Origin of the sequence: Bradyrhizobium sp. PSBB068 (assembly GCA_016839165.1) — a bacterium.
Lineage (GTDB): Bacteria > Pseudomonadota > Alphaproteobacteria > Rhizobiales > Xanthobacteraceae > Bradyrhizobium.
On sequence record CP069300.1, the window covers coordinates 1094142 to 1120285 of the forward strand.

At 63.6% G+C, this 26144-nt stretch carries 25 protein-coding genes and 1 tRNA gene; 10 read left to right on the plus strand and 16 right to left on the minus strand.

Translation table 11 applies throughout. From position 1 onward, the window contains the following. The first annotated feature begins 12 nt into the window (after positions 1-12). Positions 13-633, plus strand: coding sequence for an N-acetylmuramoyl-L-alanine amidase (locus JQ507_05225; GenBank protein ID QRI70925.1), 621 nt, complete (start codon positions 13-15; stop codon positions 631-633). 77 nt (positions 634-710) lie between these two features. On the opposite strand, the gene JQ507_05230 is transcribed toward JQ507_05225, so the two are convergent. Beyond that, the gene (locus JQ507_05230; GenBank protein ID QRI70926.1) at positions 711-1913 is read right to left on the minus strand and encodes a tetratricopeptide repeat protein; all 1203 of its coding nucleotides are present in this window, start codon (positions 1911-1913) and stop codon (positions 711-713) included. 34 nt (positions 1914-1947) lie between these two features. After that, entirely contained in the window at positions 1948-2178 is a 231-nt protein-coding gene (locus JQ507_05235; GenBank protein QRI73188.1) for a hypothetical protein, read from the minus strand. 462 nt (positions 2179-2640) lie between these two features. On the opposite strand from JQ507_05235, the gene JQ507_05240 reads away from it, so the two are divergent. Then, positions 2641-3009 carry a hypothetical protein gene (locus JQ507_05240; protein ID QRI70927.1) on the plus strand — a complete coding sequence of 123 codons (369 nt, stop codon included), beginning with the start codon at positions 2641-2643 and terminating at the stop codon, positions 3007-3009. A 207-nt stretch (positions 3010-3216) separates the two neighbouring features. On the opposite strand, the gene JQ507_05245 is transcribed toward JQ507_05240, so the two are convergent. From JQ507_05245 to JQ507_05255, 3 genes are all read right to left on the minus strand, one after another. Continuing rightward, positions 3217-4020: an LON peptidase substrate-binding domain-containing protein gene (locus tag JQ507_05245; GenBank protein ID QRI70928.1), complete on the minus strand. Its 804-nt coding sequence runs from the start codon at positions 4018-4020 to the stop codon at positions 3217-3219. A gap of 335 nt (positions 4021-4355) precedes the next feature. After that, positions 4356-5252 (minus strand): RNA polymerase sigma factor RpoH, encoded by an 897-nt coding sequence (gene rpoH, locus JQ507_05250; GenBank protein QRI73189.1) that lies wholly within the window; start codon positions 5250-5252, stop codon positions 4356-4358. Between the two features lie 216 nt (positions 5253-5468). Then, a complete protein-coding gene (locus JQ507_05255; protein QRI73190.1) occupies positions 5469-6449 on the minus strand; it encodes an RluA family pseudouridine synthase in 981 nt (326 codons plus the stop codon). A gap of 62 nt (positions 6450-6511) precedes the next feature. Between JQ507_05255 and JQ507_05260 the strand changes: the two genes are divergently transcribed. The 3 genes from JQ507_05260 (at position 6512) to JQ507_05270 (ending at position 9428) form a co-directional block, all read left to right on the plus strand. Continuing rightward, a complete protein-coding gene (locus JQ507_05260) occupies positions 6512-6847 on the plus strand; it encodes a hypothetical protein (protein ID QRI73191.1) in 336 nt (111 codons plus the stop codon). Between the two features lie 137 nt (positions 6848-6984). Next, positions 6985-7632, plus strand: a complete 648-nt coding sequence (locus tag JQ507_05265; GenBank protein QRI73192.1) for a Rieske (2Fe-2S) protein — start codon at positions 6985-6987, stop codon at positions 7630-7632. Between the two features lie 65 nt (positions 7633-7697). After that, positions 7698-9428: a methanol/ethanol family PQQ-dependent dehydrogenase gene (locus JQ507_05270; protein QRI70929.1), complete on the plus strand. Its 1731-nt coding sequence runs from the start codon at positions 7698-7700 to the stop codon at positions 9426-9428. Between the two features lie 81 nt (positions 9429-9509). Here the strand turns inward: JQ507_05270 and JQ507_05275 are convergent, their stop codons facing one another. The 3 genes from JQ507_05275 to JQ507_05285 are packed head-to-tail and all read right to left on the minus strand — an operon-like array spanning position 9510 to position 12603. Then, positions 9510-9779: a hypothetical protein gene (locus JQ507_05275; protein ID QRI70930.1), complete on the minus strand. Its 270-nt coding sequence runs from the start codon at positions 9777-9779 to the stop codon at positions 9510-9512. A 54-nt stretch (positions 9780-9833) separates the two neighbouring features. Then, the gene (locus tag JQ507_05280; GenBank protein QRI70931.1) at positions 9834-12149 is read right to left on the minus strand and encodes a xanthine dehydrogenase family protein molybdopterin-binding subunit; all 2316 of its coding nucleotides are present in this window, start codon (positions 12147-12149) and stop codon (positions 9834-9836) included. 1 nt (position 12150) lies between these two features. Further along, the gene (locus tag JQ507_05285; GenBank protein QRI70932.1) at positions 12151-12603 is read right to left on the minus strand and encodes a (2Fe-2S)-binding protein; all 453 of its coding nucleotides are present in this window, start codon (positions 12601-12603) and stop codon (positions 12151-12153) included. Positions 12604-13128: 525 nt separating this feature from the next. Between JQ507_05285 and JQ507_05290 the strand changes: the two genes are divergently transcribed. Then, positions 13129-13203, plus strand: a tRNA-Glu gene (locus tag JQ507_05290). Between the two features lie 71 nt (positions 13204-13274). Here JQ507_05290 and JQ507_05295 read toward each other — a convergent pair. The 7 genes from JQ507_05295 to JQ507_05325 all read right to left on the minus strand — a co-directional run bounded on the left by JQ507_05295 (position 13275) and on the right by JQ507_05325 (position 21348). Continuing rightward, positions 13275-14207 carry a sugar-binding protein gene (locus JQ507_05295; GenBank protein QRI70933.1) on the minus strand — a complete coding sequence of 311 codons (933 nt, stop codon included), beginning with the start codon at positions 14205-14207 and terminating at the stop codon, positions 13275-13277. Positions 14208-14303: 96 nt separating this feature from the next. Beyond that, positions 14304-15386, minus strand: a complete 1083-nt coding sequence (locus JQ507_05300) for an ABC transporter permease (GenBank protein ID QRI70934.1) — start codon at positions 15384-15386, stop codon at positions 14304-14306. Continuing rightward, positions 15386-16150, minus strand: coding sequence for a sugar ABC transporter ATP-binding protein (locus tag JQ507_05305; GenBank protein ID QRI70935.1), 765 nt, complete (start codon positions 16148-16150; stop codon positions 15386-15388). The genes JQ507_05300 and JQ507_05305 overlap by 1 nt, the downstream gene beginning before the upstream one ends. 40 nt (positions 16151-16190) lie before the next feature. Further along, complete coding sequence (locus tag JQ507_05310) at positions 16191-17543, minus strand: carbohydrate porin (protein ID QRI70936.1); 1353 nt, start codon at positions 17541-17543, stop codon at positions 16191-16193. Positions 17544-17742: 199 nt separating this feature from the next. Further along, positions 17743-18798 carry an ABC transporter permease gene (locus JQ507_05315; protein QRI70937.1) on the minus strand — a complete coding sequence of 352 codons (1056 nt, stop codon included), beginning with the start codon at positions 18796-18798 and terminating at the stop codon, positions 17743-17745. Continuing rightward, entirely contained in the window at positions 18795-20321 is a 1527-nt protein-coding gene (locus JQ507_05320) for a sugar ABC transporter ATP-binding protein (protein ID QRI70938.1), read from the minus strand. Before JQ507_05320 ends, JQ507_05315 begins: the two co-directional genes overlap by 4 nt. A 61-nt stretch (positions 20322-20382) precedes the next feature. Beyond that, positions 20383-21348: a sugar-binding protein gene (locus JQ507_05325; protein ID QRI70939.1), complete on the minus strand. Its 966-nt coding sequence runs from the start codon at positions 21346-21348 to the stop codon at positions 20383-20385. A 241-nt stretch (positions 21349-21589) separates the two neighbouring features. Between JQ507_05325 and JQ507_05330 the strand changes: the two genes are divergently transcribed. Beyond that, positions 21590-22861, plus strand: a complete 1272-nt coding sequence (locus tag JQ507_05330; GenBank protein ID QRI70940.1) for an ROK family protein — start codon at positions 21590-21592, stop codon at positions 22859-22861. A 79-nt stretch (positions 22862-22940) separates the two neighbouring features. Continuing rightward, positions 22941-23699, plus strand: a complete 759-nt coding sequence (locus tag JQ507_05335; protein QRI70941.1) for an SDR family oxidoreductase — start codon at positions 22941-22943, stop codon at positions 23697-23699. Positions 23700-23829: 130 nt separating this feature from the next. Here JQ507_05335 and JQ507_05340 read toward each other — a convergent pair whose 3' ends face one another. Further along, a complete protein-coding gene (locus tag JQ507_05340; protein ID QRI70942.1) occupies positions 23830-24276 on the minus strand; it encodes a MarR family transcriptional regulator in 447 nt (148 codons plus the stop codon). Positions 24277-24424: 148 nt separating this feature from the next. On the opposite strand from JQ507_05340, the gene JQ507_05345 reads away from it, so the two are divergent. Together JQ507_05345 and JQ507_05350 are read left to right on the plus strand one after the other, a co-directional pair. Beyond that, positions 24425-25207, plus strand: a complete 783-nt coding sequence (locus JQ507_05345; GenBank protein QRI70943.1) for an alpha/beta hydrolase — start codon at positions 24425-24427, stop codon at positions 25205-25207. Positions 25208-25427: 220 nt separating this feature from the next. Further along, on the plus strand, positions 25428-26081 hold the full coding sequence (locus tag JQ507_05350; protein QRI70944.1) for a TetR family transcriptional regulator: 654 nt from the start codon (positions 25428-25430) through the stop codon (positions 26079-26081). Positions 26082-26144 lie beyond the last annotated feature (63 nt).

Consider the following 26144-nt stretch of genomic DNA (forward strand, 5'->3'; position numbering starts at 1 on the left):
GATTCCATCGTCATGATGCATCGCCTGCTCGCCGCGCTGCTTGCCCTCGTGATCTCCTCCGCCGCCTTGGCCGAAACCTCCGATCTCGCCGTCATAGCGCGATCGCAGGGGGCGCCCGAGATTCCTGGGTTGAAGATGGTGTGGCTGTCGCCGTGGGGTGACGTCGCCAAGGCGCACCCCTGGCGCAACATCATCGTGCACCAGACCGAGGGGCCGCAGGGCTCGGCACGCTATGGCGCGCAAGCGCAGCACAAGAATCCGACAAGGCGCGGCGTCATGGTCTGGGTCGAAACCGACGGCACGGTCTATTGGGCGGTCGCCGAGAACCTCGTTCCGACCCACACCGACGGCGCCGATCGCAACGACAACAAATACATCGACAACAGCAAGACGTATCGCCAGGTCAACAAGGACAGCTCGATCGGCGTCGAGTTCGCCGGCAATTATCCTGACGTCACCAAGGGGCCGACCGACGCGCAGATCGCGGCCTGGCGGGTCCTGGTGAAGGTGCTGCGCGCGCGTTACGGCATTCCGCTGGAGCGCGTCTATGCCCACAACTGGATCGACTTCAAGGACGCCCGCTATTGCGAAGGCTGCGCGCTCGCGACCATGGCGCGGGAGTGGGGCGAGTAGGGGCAGGCTCCGTCAAGTCTGCGGCGCCTGCGTTCGTGGATGGAGCGTCTTGCGGATACCGCCGCCACGCACCCGAGCTAGCCCATTGAATGCTTCTCGAGCGCAGTCGCGAGCCTTTCCAGGGCGACGTTTCTGCGGCGCATTTCGACGATATGTTGTTCGCAGATCTCAACTGCCGTCCGGCCGGACGACCCTCTACGTCCACGAATGCTTGTCCGGTAACAAATCCAGACCCATGCCGCTGGAAGGAGAATGATGGCGAGCCATGCCAGCGCGAGCCCCAGACTCAAATCGGCGATGGCGCGACGGAAGTCGCCCTTGGTGAGGTACGCAACGGCGCGACTGTTGTAGGCGTCCGTGTAGTTCGGATCGAGCGCGATCGCCGCACTACAGTCGGCGATGGCGCGATCGAGGTCACCTTTCGTCCTGTAGACCAGGGACCGAGTGTAATAGGCGACCGCATATTTCGGATAGAGCGCGATCACCCGGTCGTAGTCGGCGATGGCGCGATCAAGATCGCCTTTGACCTGGTAAGCGTATCCGCGGTTGAGGTAGGCGTCCGCATAGTTCGGATAGAGCGCGATCGCCTCATTGCAGTCGGCGATGACGCGATCGAAGTCACCTTTCGCCCTGTATGCAAGGGCCCGATTATAGTAGGCGATCGCGTAGTCCGGATCGAGTGCGATCACCCGGTCGTAGTCGGCGGTGGCGCGATCGGGATCGCCCTTGGCCAGGTAGGCGTTGCCTCGGGCGGTGAGGGCGGCTTTGTTGTTCGGATCGAGCCGGATGCCGTCGCTAAAGTCCGCGATGGCATGGTCGTTGTCACCTTTGGCTTGATAGGCGTAGCCGCGCTCGCGGTACCCTACCCGCTTTCCATAGTCCGACAGACCGCCCTCGAAGGCCCGGTCAACGTCCGCTATCGCCCGGTCGTAGTCGCGCCGTTGATTGTAGAGCTGCGACCGGTTGAGCAGTGCGCCAACGGCTTCCGGGTCAATCCGGATCGCCTCGGTGTAGTCCTTGAAGGCGTGGTCGACACGATCGGCGAAGTTTGTCCACGACCAGGCGTAACCGCGCGCATTATACAGGTTGGAAAGATCTCGGCCATTGTACGCTCCGTCTTCGATCGCGCGTGTGCAGGGGGCGATGGTCGCGGCAGCGTTTTCCTTCGATCCATTCAGACAGTCCTGTCGGTCGTCGGCTGCCGCCGGCCGGCTGACGGAGGCGGCTGCCGCGAATGCCAACGCAAACAGCCAGACATGCGCAGAGGTCCTTGAACGCATACGCCCCTTCTCCCGCGATGCCGCAGTGCTCGAGCTAACCCGGAGAATGCTTTTCCAAAGCCGCCGCGATCCGCTCCAACAGGGCGTTGGTGCGCTGGGATTCGACGACCTGCTGCTCGCAGAGGTCAACCCAACTGGCCCCGGATGATCCGCGCCCATGCCTGCGCGAGAGCCATATCCAGACGCCTATCAATGCGATGAATGGCAGCCAGGACACGATCAGACTGACCAGCCAGGAAGGAGAACCACCGCCGGTCTTGCTCATGAGCGTAAAGCAAACGACGAGAGCTCCGACGAGTGCGATCCACGAGGCAGCTAGCAGAAACCAAGAGCGAGGCTTGGTCATTCCGGTCACGTTGGTTCCCACGGTTGATTCAATGAAGCCCATGCTATCATTGGTTGATAGACGTTTCCCATGCCGTGGCGCATGCATGTCGCAACGTGGTTAGTCATTCCTTTGCAAGATGCCCAGCCACCATGAGCCTCACGCGAACATTCGTCGTCAGACGAAGCGGTCGGTGCGCGTCCAAGCTAGATCGAGGTGCGCGCCAAAGCATCACGCCAAAAATCCAGCTCCGTAGGATGGGTGGAGCGAAGCGATGCCCATCAATCTTCTGCCGCGCGGTGGGAAGGTGGGTATCGTTGCGCTCCACCGTTCTGCACACTATTCATTTCGATCCATCGACATCGCCACGGCCGCTGACACCAGCGCAGCCCGTGCTATGGCTTGACAGTTAAGGAGATCGACTGTGGTAACCAGACCAAGCGGACGCGGCGTGTGCTGCATGCAGCCGCGGTAGGCCTTATTGTCGATGTGGCTTGCTCGCCTGCATCGGCAGACAAGACGATCTATTACACTGACAGTTGCGTGGAACGGGAAAGCGGTGACATCGGCGGCTATGTTGTCATCGTCTCGGACGCCAATCCTCTCCCGGTGATCAAACTCAGTTGGTCTGAAGGCGCACTGAAGCAGCCCGTCGCCGCTAAAGTCACTAGCTACGATCGACGGGCAGGCCAATTATCATTTTCGGTTTCGATTGAATGGGATGAAGGTAAGACGCGCGATATTCGGTTGCGACGGCAAAGTGACGATTGACGGGATGACAGGCACGTTTGCGGTGCCGTGGGAGAATGTCCGGAAAGCCGTAGAACTCAAGGTCCGGTCGCGCAAAGCTGCATTTGAACCGACGACGACTTGCCGATCGAGTTGAGGATGGGGGCAACGAAGCCATACCGATCAACCTCGTGCTGCGCGATGGGATGATAGGTATCGCCGACAACCGCCCGACCCAGCCAGCCGACCTCAAGCGTTTCCCTGCAGGAAGGCTCCGACCCTCTCGAGCCGCCTTACGGGATCGAGGGTCGCGAGCAGCGCCTGCTTGTCCGGGATGGAAAGCTCGATATGCGATGCAATCATGTCGGCGAGCCGGCCAGCATCGCGGACCCGTTCGAACGGCGGCTTGATTTGCGGCTCACGCGGATAACCTCGCTTGATTGCGTCTCGAAACGAATGGGCCATGAAATACGCTTTGATTGAAAGGATCAGGTACGGCACATCCGGAGCAGGCTGTTCGTCGAGATCATCGACCTCGGCGACATAGCTGTCCGCCTCTCCGACGAAGTCTTTGATCATGGTGCGCCGATGGATTTGGGTCAGCGCCTTCCATCTGCCATCGGCCAGTTGGTCCAGGGTCAGGACGCTGCCGAGAACACCGACGTCATAGATGTCGCCAAGTCCGGGCTCGTCGATGTCGGCGCTTCTCTGGATCGCGACGACGATCGGCCGCGCACCTTGAAAGGCCCGTGCAAGCGCCTGAATGGCCTTGGTGCTGCGGGTGTAAAGCGGCGCGATCTCGCCGGGGAACGGCACGAAATCCCGGATTGGCATGGCGGGATGGCGTCCCGCCTCCGTGGCGTGTGTTGTGGCTGCGGCCAACGATCCGTCACGGCTCGCCTGGATCTCCGCCGAGAGCGTGTTCCAGTCGGCGACGCCGAGCATTCTTGAAACCAGTTCCAGGCTCTCGCCGTGGCTGATGCTGACCGTTTTGGCAGTCAGCGAGGCGCGCAAGGTGCGGGCCATGGCCTTTGCATCGCGAAAATCGCGCATGACTTCGTCCTTTGACTAGGAGCGAACCAGGCGTGCCAGGCGGTTGCGTTGCTGACCCGGTCGCTCGGGCAAAGGAAAGCCAATCAAGGGCTCGATACGTTCACCGTTCCCGTGAGGGTGCAACCAGCAGGTCGTATCAACCGTCACAAAATCTCACCTGGAGGCGGCTTGGTGTCAATCATCTATCGCGCTGCGCGGTGAGAGGATGGGGTATCGCGGAGTTTATCATCGGGCCGCGCGTTGCGCGGACCCGTTGGCTACCCCCCATTCTTCAGCCAAAACAAAAAAGCCGGCGTTGCCGCCGGCTTTCGTGTCTGTTGGCTCGTTCGCCGCGATTAGTGCGCGGCTTCGAGAGCTGCTTCCTGGCGGGCGATCGTGCCCTTGACGGCCGACTGCACCTTTTCGAAGGCGCGGACCTCGATCTGCCGCACGCGCTCGCGCGACACGCCGAACTCGGCGGCGAGGTCTTCCAGCGTCATCGGCTCATCCGCCAGACGGCGCGCCTCGAAGATGCGGCGTTCGCGCGGGTTGAGCACGCCGATCGCACCATTGAGGGCCTGCCGGCGATGATCGAACTCCTCGCTCTCGGCCATCAAGGCTTCGGCGTTGGGCGAGTTGTCGACCAGCCAGTCCTGCCATTCGCCGGCTTCGCCGTCGTCGCGGATCGGGGCGTTGAGCGACGCGTCACCGCCGAGGCGGCGGTTCATGTCGACCACGTCCTGATCGGTCACGCCGAGGCGCTTGGCAATCAGCTTGACCTGGTCGGGGTGGAGATCACCCTCTTCCAGAGCCGAGATCTTGCTCTTGGCCTTGCGCAGGTTGAAGAACAGCTTCTTCTGGTTCGCGGTGGTGCCCATCTTCACGAGCGACCAGGAACGCAGAATGTACTCTTGTATTGACGCCTTGATCCACCACATGGCGTAAGTGGCGAGACGGAAGCCCTTCTCGGGTTCGAATCGCTTCACCGCCTGCATCAGGCCGACATTGCCTTCCGAGACGACCTCGGAGATCGGCAAGCCGTAGCCGCGATAGCCCATGGCAATCTTTGCCACGAGCCTGAGGTGGCTGGTGACAAGCTTATGCGCCGCGTCGCGATCATCATGCTCGCGCCAACGCTTGGCGAGCATGTACTCCTGCTGGGGCTCCAGCATGGGGAACTTGCGGATCTCGGCGAGGTAACGTGAAAGGCCGGATTCTCCATTGAGAACCGGCAACGTAGCTGTACGGGCCATTCGAGCGCCCTCCAGTGGTTCAGGCCCCCGATAGCGGCGGGCCCGGCAGGTGGCCGCTGGGTTAAAGCCGGCCACGCTGCGATGTTCCGCGCTGGATATTCAGCGCAGGTGCAACATACACTAAACGGTCCGTGATAGGGAAGGATTGCTGACGTCACGTCCCCGTGTGCCAGCTATAACGTGTTGTCATAGCTAGGCTTTTCCGGAGGGGGTGCGTCATACCGCCGCTGCCAGCGCCCTCTGCAGGAGAAGCAAATCCTCCGGCAGGGGCGCCTCCCAGTGCAAAAGTTCCCCGGTGCGGGGGTGTTCCAAAGCCAGCAGATAGGCGTGGAGGGCCTGCCGGTCGAGGGCGGTAAGTGCGTCTTTACCTTCCGGCCCGAGGTGGCCGGCCTTGGTCTTGAAGTGCGGGCCGTAGACGGCATCGCCCATCAGGGGATGGCCGAGATGGGCGAGGTGGACCCGGATCTGATGGGTCCGCCCGGTCTCGAGCCGGCAGGCCAGCAGCGAGGCGACCGGCTTGCCGTCACGGCCGGCAAAGCTCGTCAGCACCTCGAAATGGGTGATCGCCTCGCGGCCGCCCTGGCGCACCGCCATCTTCTCGCGGGCGTGCGGGTGGCGGTCGATCGGCGCGTCGATGGTGCCGTGCGGCCGGTTCGGCACGCCCCAGGCGAACGCCATGTAGCCGCGCTCCATCGGGCCGGTGCGGCCGTGGTCGGCGAATTGCGCGGTCAGCGACTGGTGGGCGTGGTCGTTCTTGGCGACCACCATCAGGCCCGTGGTGTCCTTGTCGAGCCGGTGCACGATGCCCGGCCGATTGACCCCGCCGATCCCGGACAGGCTCGAGCCGCAATGGGAGATCAGGGCGTTGACCAGTGTTCCCGTGGCGTGGCCGGCCGCCGGATGCACGACCAGGCCCCTGGGCTTGTCGATGACGATGATGTCGTCGTCCTCGTACACGATATCGAGCGCGATATCCTCGCCCTTCGGCTCGGCGGGCGCGGCCTCCGGCACGTCGATTATGATCGTATCGCCACTGGCGACATGATAAGCGGGGTCGCGGACGACGGCGTCCTTGACGGTCACGGAACCGGCGAGGATCAGCGCCTTCAGCCGGGACCGCGACAGCTCCGGAGTGCGCTGTGCGAGCACGCGGTCAAGCCGGGCCGAGCCCTCGTCGCCCGCGACGATGACCTCCAGCTTCCGACCGCCATTCGAAGAGACCTGCTGCGAAGTAACTTGCAAAGATATAGAGCCTTGTGATGACCGACACCGCTGTGACCGAACCGACCCCCGACCAGGCCGCGCTGATCGCGCGGGTGCGGCGCATGATGCTGATCGCTGGCCTGACCTCGGCACTGGCCGTGGCGGTCGTGTTGATCGCCATCGGCTACCGCCTTTATCGCAGCGAGGGAAGCCCTGTTTCGGTCTCCGATGTCACTGCTGCGCTGCCGAAGGGCGCCCGCATCGTCGCAACTGCCGTCGCCGGCGACCGGCTGCTGCTGACGCTTGATATAGGCGGTGCAACAGAGATCCGCACATTTGATGCAAAGACGCTGAAACCTGCCGGCAGGCTGAGCTTCGTCAACGAGCCCTGATGCTCGCAATCGCGAAGCCGCGTGCTCGATCAACCAAAAGCTGCATAGCATAGTCTGCATAGTTTTTGCGCCAGCGTTCGCGCATCGAGAAGGCGTGCCGCCATCTTTTCGGCCGAGTTGCACGTTCAGCTTGCGCCATGTCGCAACCCAACCCCAGCGCTTCCATCGAACAGTCCGGTGAATCCGATGCAGTGGGGTCGTGCAACGGTCCGACGCGCCGCGCGGTGTTGACCGCGATCGCGGGCTGCGCGTGTCTCGCCGCGATCGAGCCTGCAGCCGCCGACGATGAAGATCAGCCCGGCGCCAGTGAGCGACCGCAAAAAGCCGATCAGCTGGTGCGCGCCGAAGGCGACAAGGCCGGACAGGTCATCAAGTCGGATGATCTGACCTTGGGCGGGCCGCCGATTCGCGCCTGGCCGCAGGACCCGAAGACCTCGGTCGTCCGCAAGGGCTCGCGGCTCAACGAGGTCGTACTCGTCAAGCTCGATCCGAGCGAACTGGACGACGCCACGCGTGCGCGTGCCCCTGACGGCATCGTCTGCTACTCCGTCATCTGCTCGCATGCCGGATGCCCGATCACCGCCTGGGTGAAGGAAAATCAGGGCGACAAGAACGTTCTGAAATGTCTCTGTCACAACTCCGAATACGATCCGCGACAGGATGCGCAGGTCGTGTTCGGGCCGGCGCCACGTCGCCTCGCGGCATTGCCGCTGACGGTGGCCGACGGCGCGATCACGGTCGCAGCGCCATTCGTCGGAAAGGTGGGTGCTCAGCAGGGAGGATGAGGCCACATCGAGATATCTGCATGACCTAAAAAACAAAACAGAGCAGAGCAGGGAGGTAGCATCTCATGACAAGCAAGCAGTGGTTATTGTCGAGTTGTGTCGCATTCACGTGCCTCGTGTCGACCTACGCCGTCGCAGGGCCGATCGAAAACTACAGTTCGGTGACGTCTGCGCGTCTCGAAAATCCCGAACCCGGCAACTGGATGCTCTATCGCCGGACCTATGACGGACAGGGCTTCAGTCCGCTCAACCAGATCAACACATCCAACGTCAAGGACCTCAAGCCGGTCTGGACCTTCTCGACCGGCGTGATCGAAGGCCATGAGGCGCCGCCGATCGTCAACAACGGCGTGATGTTCGTTGCGACCCCGATGGGGCAGGTGATCGCGCTCAACGCCAAGACCGGCGAAGAGTACTGGCGCTACAAGCGGCAGCTCCCCGACGATCTGTTCCAGCTGCATCCGACCAGCCGCGGCGTCGGCCTGTGGGAGGACAAGCTCTATCTCGCGACCACGGACGACCACGTCGTCGCGCTGGACGCCAAGACCGGCAAGGTGGTCTGGGACACCAAGGTCCAGGACTACAAGAAGGGTCAGTACATGACGCTGATGCCGCTCACCGTCGACGGCAAGGTGATCGTCGGCGGCTCCGGCGGCGAGTTCGGCGTGCGCGGCTATGTCGCCGCGTTCGACGCCAACAGCGGCAAGGAGCTGTGGCGCACCTTCACCATCCCCGGCGAGGGCGAGCCCGGCCACGAGACCTGGAGCGGCGACGACTGGAAGTCGGGCGGCGGATCGGCCTGGATGACCGGCACCTACGACAAGGACACCAAGACGGTCTATTGGGGCGTCGGCAACGCCGCGCCGTGGCCCGGCTCGATGCATCCCGGCGACAACCTCTATACCAGCTCGGTGCTGGCGCTCGATCCCGACACCGGCAAGATCAAGACCCACTTCCAGTATCACCAGAACGATTCCTGGGACTGGGACGAGGTCGATGCGCCGATGCTGATCGACATGCAGCGCGACGGAAAGTCGTTCAAGAGCTTGGTGCATCCCGGCCGCGATGCGATCTTCTGGGTGCTCGAACGCAAGGCGGACAAGATCAACTACGTTGCCGGCTGGCCATTCGTGAAGACCAATGTCTGGAAGGGTGTCGAGGCCGAGACCGGCCGTCCGATCCTCGATCCCGACCACAAGCCGGTGCTCGGCAAGCGAGTCGAGTTCTGCCCGTCGCTGTGGGGCGGCAAGGACTGGCCATCGGCGTCCTATAGCCCGAACACCAAGCTGGTCTACGTTCCCGCCAACGAGAACTTCTGCGGCGGTTTCACCGGCGAGAAGCAACCGCTGGTTCCCGGCCAGCTCTGGCTCGGCACCAAGCCGGAGGACATCGGGCTGATCCCCGCGCCGAATGCCGATCATTTCGGCGAGTTGCAGGCGTGGGATCCGGCCACCGGCAAGAAGGTCTGGCAGCACGACTACAAGACGTCGCAGCTGTTCGGTGCGGTGACGGCGACCGCGGGCGATCTGGTTCTCGCCGGCGGCACCAACGACCGCGCCTTCCGCATCTTCAACGCCAAGACCGGCGAGCTGTTGTGGGAGCAGAAGACCAACTCCGGCATCATGGCGATGCCGATGTCCTATGAGGTCGACGGCACGCAGTACATCGCAGTCCAGTCGGGCTGGGGCGTCGACGCGCAGCGCATCCAGGACGCGCTGGCCGGCAAGGTCAAGGGCTTCGAGAACAACGTCCCGCAAGGCGGCGTGATCTGGGTGTTCGCGCTCGACAAGAAGTAGCGCGGGGTCCACGGATAGGGGGCGATGCGATCGGGAAGCGGCGGTTGGGGAGACCGGCCGCTTCCCGGTCCGCCCGTTCGGCTATTTTCCCTTCTCGTCGACCTTCCGCTTCTCGTCGTCGTTCATCTTCTTGATCGTCGGATCACGACTGGCCTCACCGGTGGTTTGGTCGGTGGTCGATGGTGGGCCGTTGCTCGGAACCGAGGTCTGGTCGGGCAGCACCCTGGCCGGACGCGTTGCCGTTGTGCTCGGCGGCGAAGCTGTTTGTGCGAAAGCCTGCGCTGCAAAAAGAAAGACGCCCGCGAACAAGGCTGCCGCGAGCGTCCCGATTGTTTGAGGTGGGGTTCTCATCGATCTGCTCCAGTGGACCGATGAGAACGACCCGTCTCGCCTAACGTTCCTACCTCACGTCTCCAGCTGCTTGCCGATCGGCAGGGCGCGGATGCGCTTGCCGGTGGCGGCGAAGATCGCGTTGATCAGCGCAGGCGCAAACGGCGGAACGCCGGGTTCGCCGACGCCGCTCGGCGGCGTGTCGGCGCCGGGCGGCACGATGAAGACGTTGGTGATCGCAGGCGACTCGTCGATCCGGATCACCGGGAAGTCGTCGAAATTGCTCTGCTGTACCTTGCCGTCCTTGAAGCTGATCTCGCCGTATTTGGCGAGGCTCAACCCCATGATCGCAGCGCCTTCGATCTGCGAGTGGATCCGCTCCGGATTGACGTAAGTGCCGCAATCGATCGCGGTATCGACCCTGGGCACCGTGAACTTGCCCTTGTCGTCGACCGCCACCTCGACGATGGTCGCGATGTAGCTGACGAACGAGCGATGCACCGCGATGCCGAGGCCGTGGCCTTTCGGCACGGTCCGGCCCCACTCGCCCTTTTCGGCGACCAGTTCGACCACCTTGCGCAGCCGCGCGGTGTCGATCGGATAGCTCTCATAGGGCTCGCCGTAGTTCCAGGGATCCTTCACCGAGGACAGGTTGACGATCCGCGGCGATCCGATCAGTTCCAGCAGCATCTCCTTCTGGTCGCGGCCCGTCGCATGTGCGATTTCCCCGACCATGGATTGCACCGCGAAGGCGCGCGGGATGTTGGACACCGAGCGGAACCAGCCGATCCGCGTGAACGCGGCCGCTTCCGGATTCTCGCATTGCAGGTTGGCGATCTCGAACGGGTTGTCGATCAGGCCCATGCCGAGCTCGAACGGCGCTTCGTGATTGGCGCCGGCGGCAAAGGTCGAGGCGATGGTCGGCGCCACGCTGCGGTGCCGCCACGCGATCACCTTGCCGCTCTTGTCGAGACCGGCCTCGATCCGTTCCACCGACACCGTGTGCAGGAAGTCGTGATGGACGTCGTCCTCACGGGTCCACTGCACCTTGACCGGCGCACCGAGTTCCTTCGAGAGCAACGCCGCCTCCAGCGCGAAGTCGCATTTCGACTTGCGGCCGAAGCCGCCGCCGAGCAGCGTCACGTTGACGGTGACATTGTCCTCGGGGATGCCGAGCGTCTTGGCGACATCCTCGCGGGTGCCGCCGGGGCTCTGCACCGGCGCCCAGATCTCGGCCTTGTCGCCCGTCACATTGGCAACCGCGACCGGCGGCTCCATGCTGACATGGGCGAGATGCGGCAAGTAATACTCGCCGGTGATGACCTTGTCGGCGTTCTTCAGCGCGGCATCGACATCGCCTTCCTTGCGCACCACGAGGCCGGGCTTTCGCGCGGCCTCTTCGAGGGATGCACGATAGGCGACGGAGTCGTACTTGGCATTGGCGCCGTCATCCCAGACGATCTTGAGCTGGTCGCGGCCCTTGATCGCGGCGCCGGTGTTGCGCGCGATCACGGCGACGCCGCCGAGCGGCTGGAACTTGGACGGCCAGGGCCAGCCCTTGACCTCCATCACCTTCTCGACGCCCGGCACCTTCATTGCCGCGCTGTCGTCGAACGACTTCACCTTGCCGCCGGTGACCGGCGGGCGGGCGATGACGGCGTATTTCAGGCCGGGCAGCCGGGTATCGGCGCCGTAATGCGCCTTGCCGGTGGTGATGTCGTGCAGATCGACGATCGAGACCTGGCCCTTGCCGAGATAGCGGAAGTCTTTCGCCTCCTTCAGCTTCAGGCCCTTGATATCCGGCACCGGTTCCTTGGCGGCGTCGGCGGCGAGATCGCCGAAGCCCGCCTTGCGGCCGCTCGCGCTGTGCACCACTTCGTGGTTCTGCGCCTTCACTTCAGTGACCGGCACGCCCCACTTCTTGGCGGCGGCAGCTTCCAGCATTGCGCGCGCGGCGGCGCCGATCTGGCGCATCGGGATCAGATAGTGCCGCGTAGAGCGCGAGCCGTCGGTGTCCTGGTTGCCGAACTTGACCTCGTCGCCATGCGCCTGCTGGACATGGACGCGCGACCAGTCGGCCTCCATCTCCTCGGCTACGATCAGGGGCAGGCTGGTGCGGACGCCGGTGCCCATCTCGGAGCGGTGCGCCAGGATGGTGACGGTGCCGTCGGGGGCGATCGCGACGAACACGCGCGGATCGACCACGACGCCGTGCGGCATCTTGCCGGCTCCGGTCTCATAGGCGAACGCCTGGCGCGTCATCACCGGTGCGGCGAGCACGAAAGAGCCTGCAACGCCGAGCCCCTTGAGGATGCTGCGGCGCGACAGGTTCTCGACCTTCGCATGCTTCTCGAAGCCGCGAAGTCTGTTCGGATTGGTGCGGATGTTCATGTCACACCCCCGTCGACGCGAGATGCACGGCATTCTCGATCCGCTGGTAGCAGCCGCAGCGGCAGATATTGCCCGACATGGCTTCGCGGATCTGGTCGTGATTCGGCTTCGGGTTCTGGGTCAGCAGCGCCGCGGCCTGCATGATCTGGCCGGCCTGGCAATAGCCGCACTGCGGAACATTGACCTGGCGCCAGGCCTTCTGCACCGGATGGTCGCCGGTCGGGTGCAGCCCCTCGATGGTGGTGACCTCGCGGCCGACGACGTCGGAGACCGAGGTGATGCAGGCGCGCACCGCCTCCTTGTCGACGATCACGGTGCAGGCGCCGCACAGCGCCTGGCCGCAGCCGAACTTGGTGCCGGTGAGGCCGGCTTCGTCACGCAGATACCAGAGCAGCGAAAGATCGGGGTCGCCGTCCCAATTCTGGTCCTGGCCGTTGATTTTTAGTTTGATCATGGTCTGTCCTCGCTCTGCCTAAGCTATTGACCGGTTGCGGCGCGAGATGCGGAACGTCTTCCCTCACCTGCGGCCGCGCTGATGTTTGTTTTGCCAAGATGTTTGTGAAGATGTTGGTGAGCCAAATTTGCCGTGCGCCAAGGTTCTGCGCTTTGTTCCAAGCACTCCTCTCGCTTCTCGAGCGCCTTGCCCGGCGCAGCATGGTGAAGGACTTGCGATGTTAGCAGAGCAAGGCGGCGAGTGACTTCACAGGCAGGTGTTTTGCATTTCCATTTGGCGAAAGCAGGGCCGTGCACGATCAAGACATGACAGCCGGAGGTGGCCACGATGCAATCGGCGGCTGCATCGCTATATCCCGTGCGGATGCGACGCTGGGGTCTCGGCGGGGCGCAGGGAGCCCTCCCGGGCCGCTTCCGTGCCGAAACCATGGGCACGGCATGGTAAGCATGGATGACAAAATCCACGCCGCAATGCACAAGCCATCTTGCGGCGGGGGGATTTCAAGGCTATTGCCTGTCCCTCAACGCTCCCTTCGTCTAGCGGTTAGGACGCGGCCCTCTCAAGGCTGAAACAGGGGTTCGATTCCCCTAGGGAGCGCCAGTGATCCGATCCCGTGCAGCAAAACCGCAGATTTCTCGACGACGTGACGCCGCCTCGGGGCTTTGCAGCGTTTATTTCAGCATTGCCGAGACGTTGTCCTTTGTCACGACGTCGAGACCGGTGTGGATGATCTCCGGCACCTTCTGGCCTTTCTTGATTGCAAGCAGCGTATCCATCGATTTGACGCCCATCTCGAACGGACGCTGGCCGATCAGTGCATTGGCGTAACCCTCGCTGAGGAGCTCAAGCTGCATCTTGAGGGTGTCGGCCGCGACGAGCGTGAACTTGCCGGCGTCGATGTCCTTCTTGCTCTTGCTGGCGAACGCCTTGAAGCCCTCCGGCGCGAACATCGGCCAGCCGCCGACCGGGATGATCGCTGCAAGATCGGGGGTTGCGGTGCGCAGATCGGTCATCTGCTGGACGCCTAGCGCCGGATCGTCGTTGCAGAAGGTCGGCGATCCCCCGACCTCGATCCATTTCGAGCCCTTGAGCGCCTCCCGGACGCCGTCGACGCGCTCGGCGAGGTTCTCCGCGCCGGGCCCGCCGGAGATCATCGCGTATTTGCCGCCATCGGGCCGGAGCTTCAGCAATTGCTTGCCGAGCGCTGTGCCGAACTCCTTGTTGTCGGTGCCGATATAGGCGATCCGCTTCGAGCCCGGCGCATCCGAGTCAAAGGTGATGACGGCAATGCCGGCGGCGGTTGCCGCCTCGATCGACTTGGTCATCGCGGCGACATCGGCGACCGAGATGGCGAGGCCGTCGACCTTCTGGGTGATGAAATCCTGGATGATTTGCGCCTGCGTCGCCGGCTCGTGCTCGACCGGACCCTTGTAGATGCATTCGATGTTGCCGAGCTCCTTGGCGCGCTTCTCGCAGCCGTCGCGCGCGAAGTCGAAGAACGGATTGTTCATCGCCTTGGGCACGATCACGAATTTGTAGTTCTGGGCAAAGCCGGGCGTGGCCGTCATGGCGAGCACCGCGGCGGCTAGAAGTGCTTTCCTCATTGTTTCCCTCCACATTGTTCTTTTGTGCCTATCCTTGCAATCAGCGGCTCCGGGAGGTGGATAGGCGGGCATTCACGATCCTCCGGGACGAACTTGTCAGGCCATGCGCGAGCGAAGGCGATCGACCAGCACGGCTGCGATGATGATCACGCCCACCAGTGTCTGCTGCCAATAAGAGTTGACCTGCGCGAGCACGAGGCCGTTGCGGATTACCTCGAGCAGCACGCAGCCGACGATGGCTCCGAGTGGGCCGCCGGCGCCGCCGGCGAGATTGGCGCCGCCGATCACGGCGGCCGCGATGACGTTGAGCTCGTAGGACGTCGCCATGTTGGCCGGCGCGGATCCCAGCCAGCCGCAGATGATGATGCCCTGCAGGCCGGCCGCGAGCGCGCAGATGACATAGACCTCGATCTTGACGCGCACGACCGGGATTCCGGTCAGGGCCGCCGCCTTCTCATTGCCGCCGAGCGCAAAGACGTGGCGGCCAAAACCGGTATGGTGCAGCACCACCGCCATCGCCGCCGCGAGCACCACGAGATAGATGAACGGCGCGGGCAGGCCGAACACGACGCCTGAGGTCAGCGTGTAGAAATAACCGGCTTCCGGGCCGCTCGGAAAGCTGCCGCGGCCGTTGGAGACGACGTAGCCGAGGCCGCGCACGATCGAGAGCATGCCGAGCGTGGTGACGAAGGGCGACAGCCCGAGTACGGCGATGCAGAAGCCATTGACGAGGCCGACCAGCAGCGCGACGCCGAGCCCTGCCAGGACAGAGATGAGCAGGATCAGTCCGGGCACGTTGGCGATCACGGTCTTGCCGTCGTCAGCCAGATGCACGAACCACTCCGCGCCAGGCATGCCCGGCGTCGAGATGGACGTCATGACCATCGAGGTGATCATCGCGGAGAAGCACATCACCGAGCCCACCGAGAGATCGATGCCGCCCGTGATGATGACGAAGGTCACGCCGAGCGTGGCGATGGCGATGAATGAGAAGTTCTTCGCCACATTCTGAAGATTGCTTTGGGTGAGGAAATAGGGGCTGGCGAAGTTCATCACCACGAACAGGGTCACCAGCGCCAGCAGGACGTAGCCGGTCTGCGAGGCGAAGAAGCCGCTTCGCCACCATTTGGCCTTGCCGACATTGGTGAAGGTGAGGGGAGAGTCCAGGGGCGTGGCCATCACGCAGCCTCCTTCGCTCCCGTGATCAGGGAGGTGACTTCTTCGGGGCTGGTGTCGCCGATCGCCTTGTCGGCCCGCTTCTCGCCGCGGCGCATGACGACGACGCGGTCGCAGACCGCGAACACGTCGGGCATGCGGTGCGAGATCAGCATGACCGCGACGCCCTGTTCCTTCAGGCGATGGATCAGACCAAGGACCTGCTCGACCTGGCGGACAGAGATCGCAGCCGTCGGCTCGTCCATCATCACCAGCCTGGCATTCGAGAGCCGCGTCCGCGCGATCGCGACCGCCTGACGCTGGCCACCCGACATCTGCTTGACGAGATCGTCCGGACGGGTCTCCGAGCGCAGTTCGCCGAACAGCTCCAGCGCGCGGGCGGCCATCGCCTTGTGGTCGAGCAAGGCGAACGGACCAAACTTGCGCTTGAGCTCGCGGCCGAGGAAGACATTGGCCGCGGCCGTGAGGTTGTCGGCGAGTGCAAGGTCCTGGTAGACCACTTCGATGCCGACCGCACGGGCATCGATCGGACGGGCGAAGTGAACCAGCCTGCCGTCAAAGCGGATCTCGCCGTGACTTGGCGGGAAATTGCCGGCGATGATCTTGACCAGTGTCGACTTGCCGGCGCCGTTGTCGCCCATCAGGCCGACAACCTCGCCGGGGGAGACGCGCAGGTCGACGCCATGCAACGCGCGAATGGCGCCGAACTCCTTGCCGATGCCCTTCAACTCCAGGACTGCCAGCCCGGCGTCGTGAGGGGTTACCATGGCTGGTCTCGCTCAGGCATGCTGGCAAACCACCTCCGGCTCAGAAGTGCACCAGCGTGCGCAGACCAAGAACCCAGGCGTTCTCGGTCTTGACGCCGGCGGCATTATAGCCGCGTCCGCCAGGATTGATCACGTACTGGGCGTCGAATTTGAGGTTCATCCAGCCGGTCGCCTGCCATCCGTACCAGGCTTCGATCGGGACTTCGTTGCCGCCTGCGTTCGGGGTGAGCGCAGCCGAATTCACGTGGGTGGTGCCCACCGCGAAGCCGACTTCGTCTTCAGGGCGCCAGGAGAACGTTCCGGTGTGCCTGAAGCCCAGGGCGACCTGGTAGTCCTGATACGACGTCCGATGATCGGCGACCGTCGTATTGAGGAACATGTACCAACCCTGTGCCTTTGCACCCTCGACCGTCAACCGTTGCAGGATCGACTCGTAGACGCCATAGCGGCCGCGCTGGTCGCCGAGATTCTGATCGGAAACACCGCCCATGCCCGGTGCGATGGCGATGATGCCCGGCAGGCCGCCGTCGATCGTCGAGGCGCTGTCATACCAGCCGCCGAACCGCCAGGTCCCGTTCAACGGACCGCTCGGCGCCCAGACCACCTCGACCGGCACCAGCACGCCGGAGGCGCGGCTTGAGCCGGGGACGCCCGGCAGGAAGTAGGTCGCGGAATCCGACGTCGTCAGATAGTTCGGATTGGCGTCGTAGACGCCGACCGACAGCTGCCATTCCTTGGTGAAGTTGTAGTGCGCCACGCCGGCCCATTGGCTCACCGGCCAGTTGTAGATGTAGCCGCCCTGGATGTTGCCGGGCTGACCGCCGCAGAAGGTCAGGTTGATGAACTCGCACAGCCCGAAGAAGAAGTCGGAGCCGACCGGCAAACGGCCGCCCTTGAGTTCGAGGCGGTTATCGAAAAGTTTTTGCGAGTAGTAGAGTTCGGTGAGGCGCAGGATATTGCCGCGGCCGAACACTTCGTTGGTCAGCTGCAGGGCCGGGATGCCAGCCTCGTCATTCAGGTTGCGGCCAAAGCGGTCGACCAGCGTGAGGCCAACCGTACCGCCTTGGATGCCGGCAAGCTTCGCCATGTCGAACTTGGCCTGGAAGAACAGCTGTCCGGCGTTGGCTCCGGTGTTCCTGTTGCCGCCGGACAAATTGGTGACGGCTTCGTCGCCCAGCGTCAGGGCCAGCGAGATGCCCCGCTCTTTCAGCTGCGTCCTGCCGAGATCGCCAAACAGGTACGGTCTCGTCCAGAAGTCGTCGGTCTCCGTGTAAGGCACGGGCGGAGCTTTTGTGAGCAGATCGGCCGCATGCGCGCCGCTGCCGCCGAACAGTGATAACAGGGCGATCCCCACGCCGCACGCCCGCGCGGTGTTCACAGACCAAAGTGGCATTTTCTGCACTCCCAGCGTCCCCGGCTTTGTCCATTTTTGTGTCACGTCCCTGCCCAAAGCCCTTCAGCCTGGAACGTGCCCCGTTTAATTCATCGATCGGTCAACTTGAGATAGAAACTCTGCGCATCGAACTCTTCCCCTTGTTCCTCTACTCAAGTCACCGCGACCATATTCCCGGTTGCGGATTCCTTATCGAGCGTCATGCCTGATCGCCTGTCGTCGTTGGCAGCGCGGCACGGCGTGAAGCTGTGCTTTGCAGAATGCTGCTGTCCTTCTTCGGCGCAGTGCGGGCGAGACCGGCCAGCGCGGCCTTGCGTCGCCGCCGGGCCTGCAATTGCTGGTCCGCCAGCACGCCGATCAGGATCACGGTGCCCATCACCGCGAAGTTCAGCGAATTCGGAATGCCGAGGATGTTCACGAGGTTCTGCAGCACCTGAAGCAGTGCCGTCCCGAGCACGATACCGAGGATGGAGCCTTCGCCGCCGCGCAGGCTGCAGCCGCCGAGGACGGCTGCCGCAATCGCATAGAGCTCGTAGAAATTGCCGAAGGAACTCGGCGAGACCGAGTTGGTGTAGAAGACGAACAACACGGTCGAGACGCCGGCAAGGCCGCCGCTGATGATATAGGCGGTCGCGATCACGAGGTTGGTCCTGATGCCGGAGTAGCGCGCCGCCTCCTCGTTCTTGCCCACGGCATAGAGCCAGCGTCCATACACCGAGCGATGCAGCAGCACGCCGAGGATCACCGCCAGGATGATCAGGAAGATGAAGGTGTTCGGAATGCCCGCGACATTGCCGGAAGCGATGTTGCCCAGCGTGCTGGCCTCGTCGCCGTAGCCGAAGCCACGCGTCGAGTCGCTGGTGTAATAGCGTGCGGCACCGCGATAGATCAGGAGCCCGCACAGTGTCACGATAAACGGCTGCATCTTGAGCCGGGTGATCAGGAAACCCTGGATGCCGCCGAGCGCCAGCCCGCCCATCAGGACCAGCAACAGCGCGAACGGCCAGGGCACCTGATAGGTCGTCAGCAGGTCGATGAAGACGACGCCGAGCAGCGCGAACATCGAGCCGAGCGAAAGATCGATGCCGCCGGTGATGATGACGAGCCCTTCACCCAGCGCGAACACACCGAACAGGCCGATCAGATTGGCCATGTTCAGCAGGTTCACGAACGACAGGAAGGCCGGGTTGATCGCGCCGGTGATGGCGGAGATCACCGCCAGCAGCAAGAACAGGCCGAGTTCTTTCTTCATCATGGCGCTGCGGTCTCCACGGTTTCGAACGCTTGGCCGACCGCCAGCTTCAACACGTTGTATTCGCTGAATTGCTCGCGCTCGAGCACGCCGCTGACGCTGCCCTCGTGCATCACCGCGACGCGGTCGGAGACGCCGATCACCTCTTCCATGTCGGAGGAGATCATCACGATCGCGACGCCCTGGTCGGCGAGGCTGCGCATCAGCGCGTAGATCTCGCTCTTGGCGCCGACATCGATGCCGCGGGTCGGCTCGTCGAAGAACATCACGCGCGGCTGCATCGAGAGCCACTTGCCCAGCACCACCTTCTGCTGGTTGCCGCCGGAGAGCGTGACGGCTTCGATGTCGATGCTCGGCGCCTTGATCGTCAGGCGCCTCGCCTGTTCCTTTGCGATCTTGCGCTCGGCCGTGCCGTTGACCAGCCACATCCGCGCGTAGTCCAGCAGGCTCGCGAGCGTCACGTTTTCCCGAATCGGCAGTTCCAGCACCAGTCCGGATTTCTTGCGATCCTCCGGCACCAGATAGATTCCCTGCCTGATCGCATCGCGCGGCGAGGCGACGCCGACCGGCGCGTTGTCGATCCTGATCTCGCCACCCAGCAGCGGGTCGATGCCGAACACCGCGCGGGCAAGCGAGGTGCGGCCGGCGCCGACGAGCCCGGCGAGGCCGAGGATTTCGCCGCGCCGCACCGAAAGGTCGATCTGCCGGTCGGGAAAGGCCGTCGTCACCACGCCGGCGATGTCGCAGCCGCCCGGGTGCGGCAGACACGCCGGCGGCGTATAAAGCGCCTTCAGGTCGCGGCCGATCATCAGCCGGATCATGGCGGCATGGCTCAGCTCGTCGCGCGCCAGCTCGCCCACCGTGCGCCCGTCGCGCAGCACCACGACCCGATCCGCGCAGCTCATGATCTCGCCGAGCCGGTGCGAGATGTAGATCACCGAGATGCCGTGCGCCTTCAGGTCGGCAATCACCTCCAGCAGGCGTTCGGTCTCCGAAATCGTCAGGCTGGAGGTCGGCTCGTCCATGATGATCACGCGCGCGTCGATCGACAGCGCCTTTGCGATCTCCACCATCTGGCGCTCGGCGATCGACAGATTGTCGACCAGGGTGCCCGGCGTGAAATCGGCGCCCAGCCGTTCCAGCAGCGGCGTCACGCGGGCGCGCATCTCCGCATTGTCCACCAGCTTCAGCGGGCCGCCGGCAAGTTTCTCGCGCCCGATGAAGACGTTGGCGGCGACGTCGAGATTCTCGAACAGGTTCAGCTCCTGGTGCACGAAGGCGATTCCGGCGAGCGTCGCCTCGTTCACGGTCATCCGGGCGTGCTCGGTGCCGCCGATGCGGATCACGCCCGCGCTCGGCGCGATCACGCCGGCCAGCACGCGCATCAGCGTCGATTTGCCGGCGCCGTTCTCGCCGATCAGGCCCAGCACCTCACCGCGGCAGACGCGCAGATTGACGTCGTCGAGCGCCCTCACGCCGGGATAGGTCTTGCTGATTCCGCTGAGTTCGAGCAGCGTCTCCGCCATTCGGCATATCCTCCTGCACATCGCCCGGCCTGTCGCGGCCGGGCGATGAAGCCGACCGAAGTCACTTCTTCAGCAGATCCTTCAGATTTGCGGCGAACTCCGCGACGTTGGCCTTGCTGATCACCTTGGTCGGCACGATCAGCTTGCTGTCTTTCGGAATCCAGGACTTGTCGCCGTTCAGCGTCTTGATGATGTTGGTGGCGGAGAGATAGCCGAACTCGTAGGGCTGCTGCACGACCGTGGATTCGATGGTGCCGTCGGAGATGCCGCGCAGCGTCCGCTGATCCTCGTCGAAGCCGACGATCTTCACCTTGCCGGCCTTGCCCGCGGCCTTCACCGCGTCATAGATCAGCGGGGTCTCGTAGCTCCACAGGCCGGACAGCAGCGCGATGTCGGGATATTTGACGAGCACGTTCTCCATGTTCGCCTTGGCCTTGGCGAAGTCGACCTGATCGGTGAACACGTCGACCAGCTCGACCTTGGTGCCGGCGATCGATTCCTTGATGCCCTGCACGCGCTCGCGGGCGTTGTCGGCGTCCATCGTTCCGACGAACAGCGCGATCTTGCCGCCGTTCGGCAGCGCCTTCTTGATCTCCTCGCCGGCCTGCCGCCCGGCTGCGACGTTGTCGGTGCCGATATAGGCGAGACGATTGCTCTGCGGCGCGTCGCTGTCCGTGGTGATCAGCACGGTCTTGGCCGCAACCTTGTTGAGTTCTTCGGTCGCATGCGGGGCATCGTCGACCGAGATCGAGATGCCGGCGACGCCACGCACCAAAAGGTCGTCCAGTTCACGCCGCTGGCCGGCCGCGGTGCCTTCGTTGGTGACGATCAATTCGATATTGTATTCGGGGTGCTCCTTCTGCGCCTTCTCAAGCCCGCGGCCCGCGATGGTCCAGAAGTCGGCAGCGACGTTGGTCACCAGCGCGATGGTCTTTTTTTGCTGTGCCTGTGCTATCCCCGTTGTCATCGCGAGCGCGGCTGCGCCCGCCAACAGCGGTACGATCCATCTCTTCATCGAGTCATTCATATGCACCTCCCTGTCGACACCCCCGGTGAGGGGATTTCACACCCGGCGCTTTTCACGCCTTATTTTATTCACGTAACTAATAAATTAGCGCGACAGAATGTCCAGTCAAGGTGTTCGAGTTCGAACCTTGCAAGCAAAAATAGTATGAAGGTGATGTATTTCGGCCTCTATCAACGCTTTTGGGCCAATATCTGAGGCGTATCCATTGAATAATTTTATCAAGCGAATTAAAAAAGCCGGTATGAATGAGCAGTCCGAACCGCTGAGACGCGCTTCAAGCCTGGCCCGCGGATCGAACCGCGACCGTCTCGTCGAAGTCCTGCGGCGCCAGGGACCATTGCCGCGGGTCGAGCTGGCACGCAGCACCGGGCTGAGCTTTCCGGCCATTTCGGCCATTACGTCGAAGCTGATGGCGGAAGACCTGCTGGTTGAGGCCGAGACAGATGCTGCGACGTCGTGGCCGGACGACTCCGACGAAGACGATACGGACGGGCTCAACGGCCGCCGCCGGGGCCGGCCGGCGGTCTTGTTGACGCTGAACCCCGAATTCGGCCGCATCATTGCGGTCTCACTCCGCATGAATCTGATCGAAACGTTGATCGCCGATTTCAGCGGCTCGGCCCTGGCGCAATCGCGGCTTGAGCTGACGACGCGGGGCCTCGATGCAGGCGCGTTGTGCGATCTCGTGATCGCGCAGATCGAGGCAATGCTCGAAGCGACTGGCACGCCGCGAGACCGGCTGCTCGGAATCGGGATTGCGCTGCAAGGCATCGTCGACGCTGATACAGGCAGGCATCTGTGGAGCCCCGCGCTGTCGATCACCGACCTCGATCTGGCAAAGCCGGTCCGCGAGGAATTCGGCGTCGAAGTCGTGATGGCGAACGATGCGGTCGCGGTGGCGCTCGCGCTGGTCGCGGCCGAGCCGGCCCTGGCGCAGGGGCTCACGGCCACGCTCATGGTCGGTCACGGCATCGGCATGGGCATCGTCGTCGACGGCGAAGCGCGCTGGGGGGCGGGCGCGGGCAGCGAGATCGGCCATGTCAAGCTGACCCCGAATGGTCCGCAATGCCGCTGCGGTCAGCGCGGCTGCATCGAGGCCCATCTCGCGGACTATGCGCTCTACCGCGACGCCCGCACCTTCCTCGACCTGCCGCCGGCGGTGTCGCAGCAACCGTCCGAGGCGCAGATGGCGCTGCTGCGCGCGCGGGCACGCGCCGGCGATCCCCGTCTCGAGCAGCTATTCCGGCAGGCAGGCCACGCGCTCGCCGAAGCGGTCGCCACGACGATATCGGTGTTGCGCCCACATCATTTGATCCTCGCAGGTCCCGGCCTGCAGGCGTTCGACATGATGCGCAGCGCCTATCAAGAGCGGCTCGAGCAGGCGGTGCTGCCGTGGTTGCTCAAGTCGACGGCGATCCATGTGCGTCCCAGTGAGTCGGCGACGATCGTCGACGGCATGGTGCGGCGGACGCTGCGGGTCGTGGACCGAAACCACATGGAATCGACCGAGTGAATCTCGGAAGCTGCGGCTCTCCGCTTGAGCCGCAGCAGAGCAACCGACGCGCTTCAGGCGCCAAATCGAGAGAATGCCAATGCAGGGTGCCGTCTATCCAAGCCTCAAGGACCGGACCGTTCTGGTCACCGGTGGCGGTTCCGGCATTGGCGAGGCCATCGTCCGCCAGTTCATCAACCAGGGCGCGCGAGTCGGTTTCATCGACATCGACCTGACGTCCTCGGAGCAGCTGCTGTCCGACCTCGGGGCGCAGGCCCGCGTGCACTTCGAGCACGCCGATCTGCGCGACATCGGCGCGCTGCGCCGCGCGGTCGCCGGCATTCGCGAGGCGCTCGGGCCGATCACGATCCTGGTCAACAACGCGGCGCGCGATGATCGTCACGCGATCGAGGACGTCACGCCGGAATTCTGGGACGAGCGGATCGCGGTCAACCTCAAGCACCAGTTCTTCAGTGCCCAGGCGGTCGCACCCGACATGAGGCAGGCGGGCGGCGGTGCGATCATCAACATCGGCTCGGTGAGCTGGGTGATCGGTCAGGGCAACATGCCCTGCTACACCACTGCCAAGTCAGCGGTGCAGGGCCTCACCCGCGCGCTGGCGCGCGATCTCGGTCCGCACAATGTGCGGGTCAACTCCATCCTGCCCGGATGGATCATGACCCAGCGCCAGCAGGATCTGTGGCTGACGCCCGAAGGCGTTGCTGAGCTGATGCAGCGCCAATGCCTGAAGCGCAAGCTCGTGCCTGACGACATTGCTCGCGTGGTGCTGTTCTTCGCCGCCGACGACAGCGGCGCCTGCACCAACCAGAGCCATATCGTCGATGGCGGCTGGGTCTAAAGCGCGACGAGATTGGGTTGAATCGTCATGGCGCTTTAGCTCGTTGTTTGAGCATGATCTTTTCGGAAAGCCGCTTCGCACTTTTCCGGACCATGCTCTAGCGATACGGCAAGACAGCAGCTCTCGTCGATCAGTCCGCGCCTGAAGCCGTCAACGCGTCGCGCAGGGCCTGGACGCGCTTGTTCAGCGAGATGAGTTCGTCGACCGTCAGGCCGGACCGCGCCAGCAAGGTGTCGGTCAGGCAGCCGGTGCGTGACTGCATCGCCTTGCCGCTGCCGGTCAGATGGACGCCGACCTGCCGCTCATCCTGCGTGCTGCGCCGACGCTCGACAAAGCCGGCATGCTCGAGCCGCTTCACCAGCGGCGTGATGGTGCTGGGTTCGAGGGCGAGCCGGTCGGCGATCGCGGAAATCATCTGCCCGTCCCTTTCCCAGAGCACGCTGAGAACGAGGTATTGCGGATAAGTGATGCCGAGGCCGTCGAGCAGGGGTTTGTAGGCGCGGTTGATCGCGATGGTGGTGCCGTAAAGCGAAAAGCAGAGCTGGCTATCCAGCGGAATTGGTCCCGGATCAGGCATGGGAAGGGCCCTTTCGATCGTCATTGCTGTACCTTACCACAAAAATCATTATCACGATAAAAAATAGCTAGACAGGCAATTCAAGCTGCGTTATACGATGATTATTGCGATAAATATTATCGCGAAATAAACATCAGGAGACTATCCCATGTCGATCACCACCAAATTGCTCGCCGCCGCAGCGTCGCTGGGCCTCGCCTCGGCCGCGATCCCTGCAGCCCACGCCCAATCCGCCCCCGTCAAGTCGATCGTCCTCGTCCATGGCGGTTTCGTCGACGGTTCGGGCTGGGAAGGCGTCTACAAGATCCTGAAGAAGGACGGCTACAAGGTCAGCATTGTCCAGAACCCGACCACTACGCTGGCGGACGACGTCGCCGTCACCAAGCGCGCCATCGCCGCCGCGGATGGCAATGTCGTTCTGGTCGGCCACTCCTATGGCGGCGTCGTGATCACCGAGGCTGGCACCGACCCGAAGGTCGCAGGGCTGGTCTACATCACGGCGTTCGCGCCCGACCAGGGTGAATCGGTCGGCAAGCTGATCGCCAATCCTCCTCCGGGCGCGCCGGTGCCGCCGATCCTGCCGCCGAAGGACGGCTTCCTCTCGCTCGATCGCGCGAAGTTCGCTGCGTCGTTCGCTGCCGATGTGAAGCCCGACGTCGCGGCTTTCATGGCTGACTCCCAGGTGCCCTGGGGCGTCACGGCGCTGAACGGCGAGGTGACCGTGCCGGCCTGGAAGAGCAAGCCGAGCTGGTACCTGGTGGCGACCAACGACAAGATGATCCCGGTCGATGCGCAGCGCATGATGGCCAAGCGCGCCGGCGCCAAGACCGTCGATCAGGCCGGCAGCCACGCCATCTATGTTTCGAAGCCGCAAGCTGTGGCGGCCATCATCGAGCAGGCCGCCAAGGGCGTCGGTGAGAGCAAGAAGTAACGCGCCGCATTCTCGATCCGAGCTCCTCGAAGGCGCCTCAGCTTTCGGGGAGCTTGCGCGTTTGCGCAGCTCGCGGAACACGCTTTGAGCAAGGCTTGATCGAAAAACGGGGCGCCATTCCAAATGCGCCCTAGAACTGCCTGACCGGATGGTCGATAAATGGCCGCGGCCCGATTGATTTGGACGATAGGCCGGACGACGGCCGCTGGAACGGAACGACATGGCCCGATCGCGCGCCAAGGACTACGACGACAAGCGCCTCTCGATGCTGCACCGCTCGGCCGAGCTGTTTGCCGCCTCGGGATATGTCGGCACGTCGATGAACACGATCGCCGATGCGTGCGGTGTCTCGAAGGCGCTGCTCTATCACTACTACCCGGACAAGGAGGCGATCCTGTTCGATATCCTGTCGTCGCATCTCGAGACGCTGGTGGCGGCGGTTCGCAAGGCGAGCGCGTCGGCCGGCGATCCCATCGAGCGCTTCAGGACGATCGTTGGCACCCTGCTCGAGCTCTACCGGCATGCCGATGCCGAGCATCAGGTCCAGATCGCAAGTCTCAAGCTGCTGCCGAAGGACAAGCAGCAGCCGCTGCTTGCGAGCGAGCGGATCCTGGTCAGGATCATGTCCGATGCGCTCGCCGCCGCGGTGCCGGCGGCGAAGCAGAAGCGCGTGCTCAAGCCGCTGACGATGAGCGTCTTCGGCATGCTGAACTGGCACTATATGTGGTTTCGCGAGGGCGGGCCGATGACCCGCGCCGAATATGCCGAGTTCGTCGCGCAACTGGTGCTGGCCGGTGCCGCGGATGCCGCCGCCGCCCGGCCGCGCAGCAAGGCAAAGCCGGTCGGCCGCAGCCGGCAGGCCGAGTTGCTCTGAAGCGCGTCTCTAAAGCATGATCCGGAAAAGTGCGAAGCGGTTTTCCGAAAAGATCATGCCTAA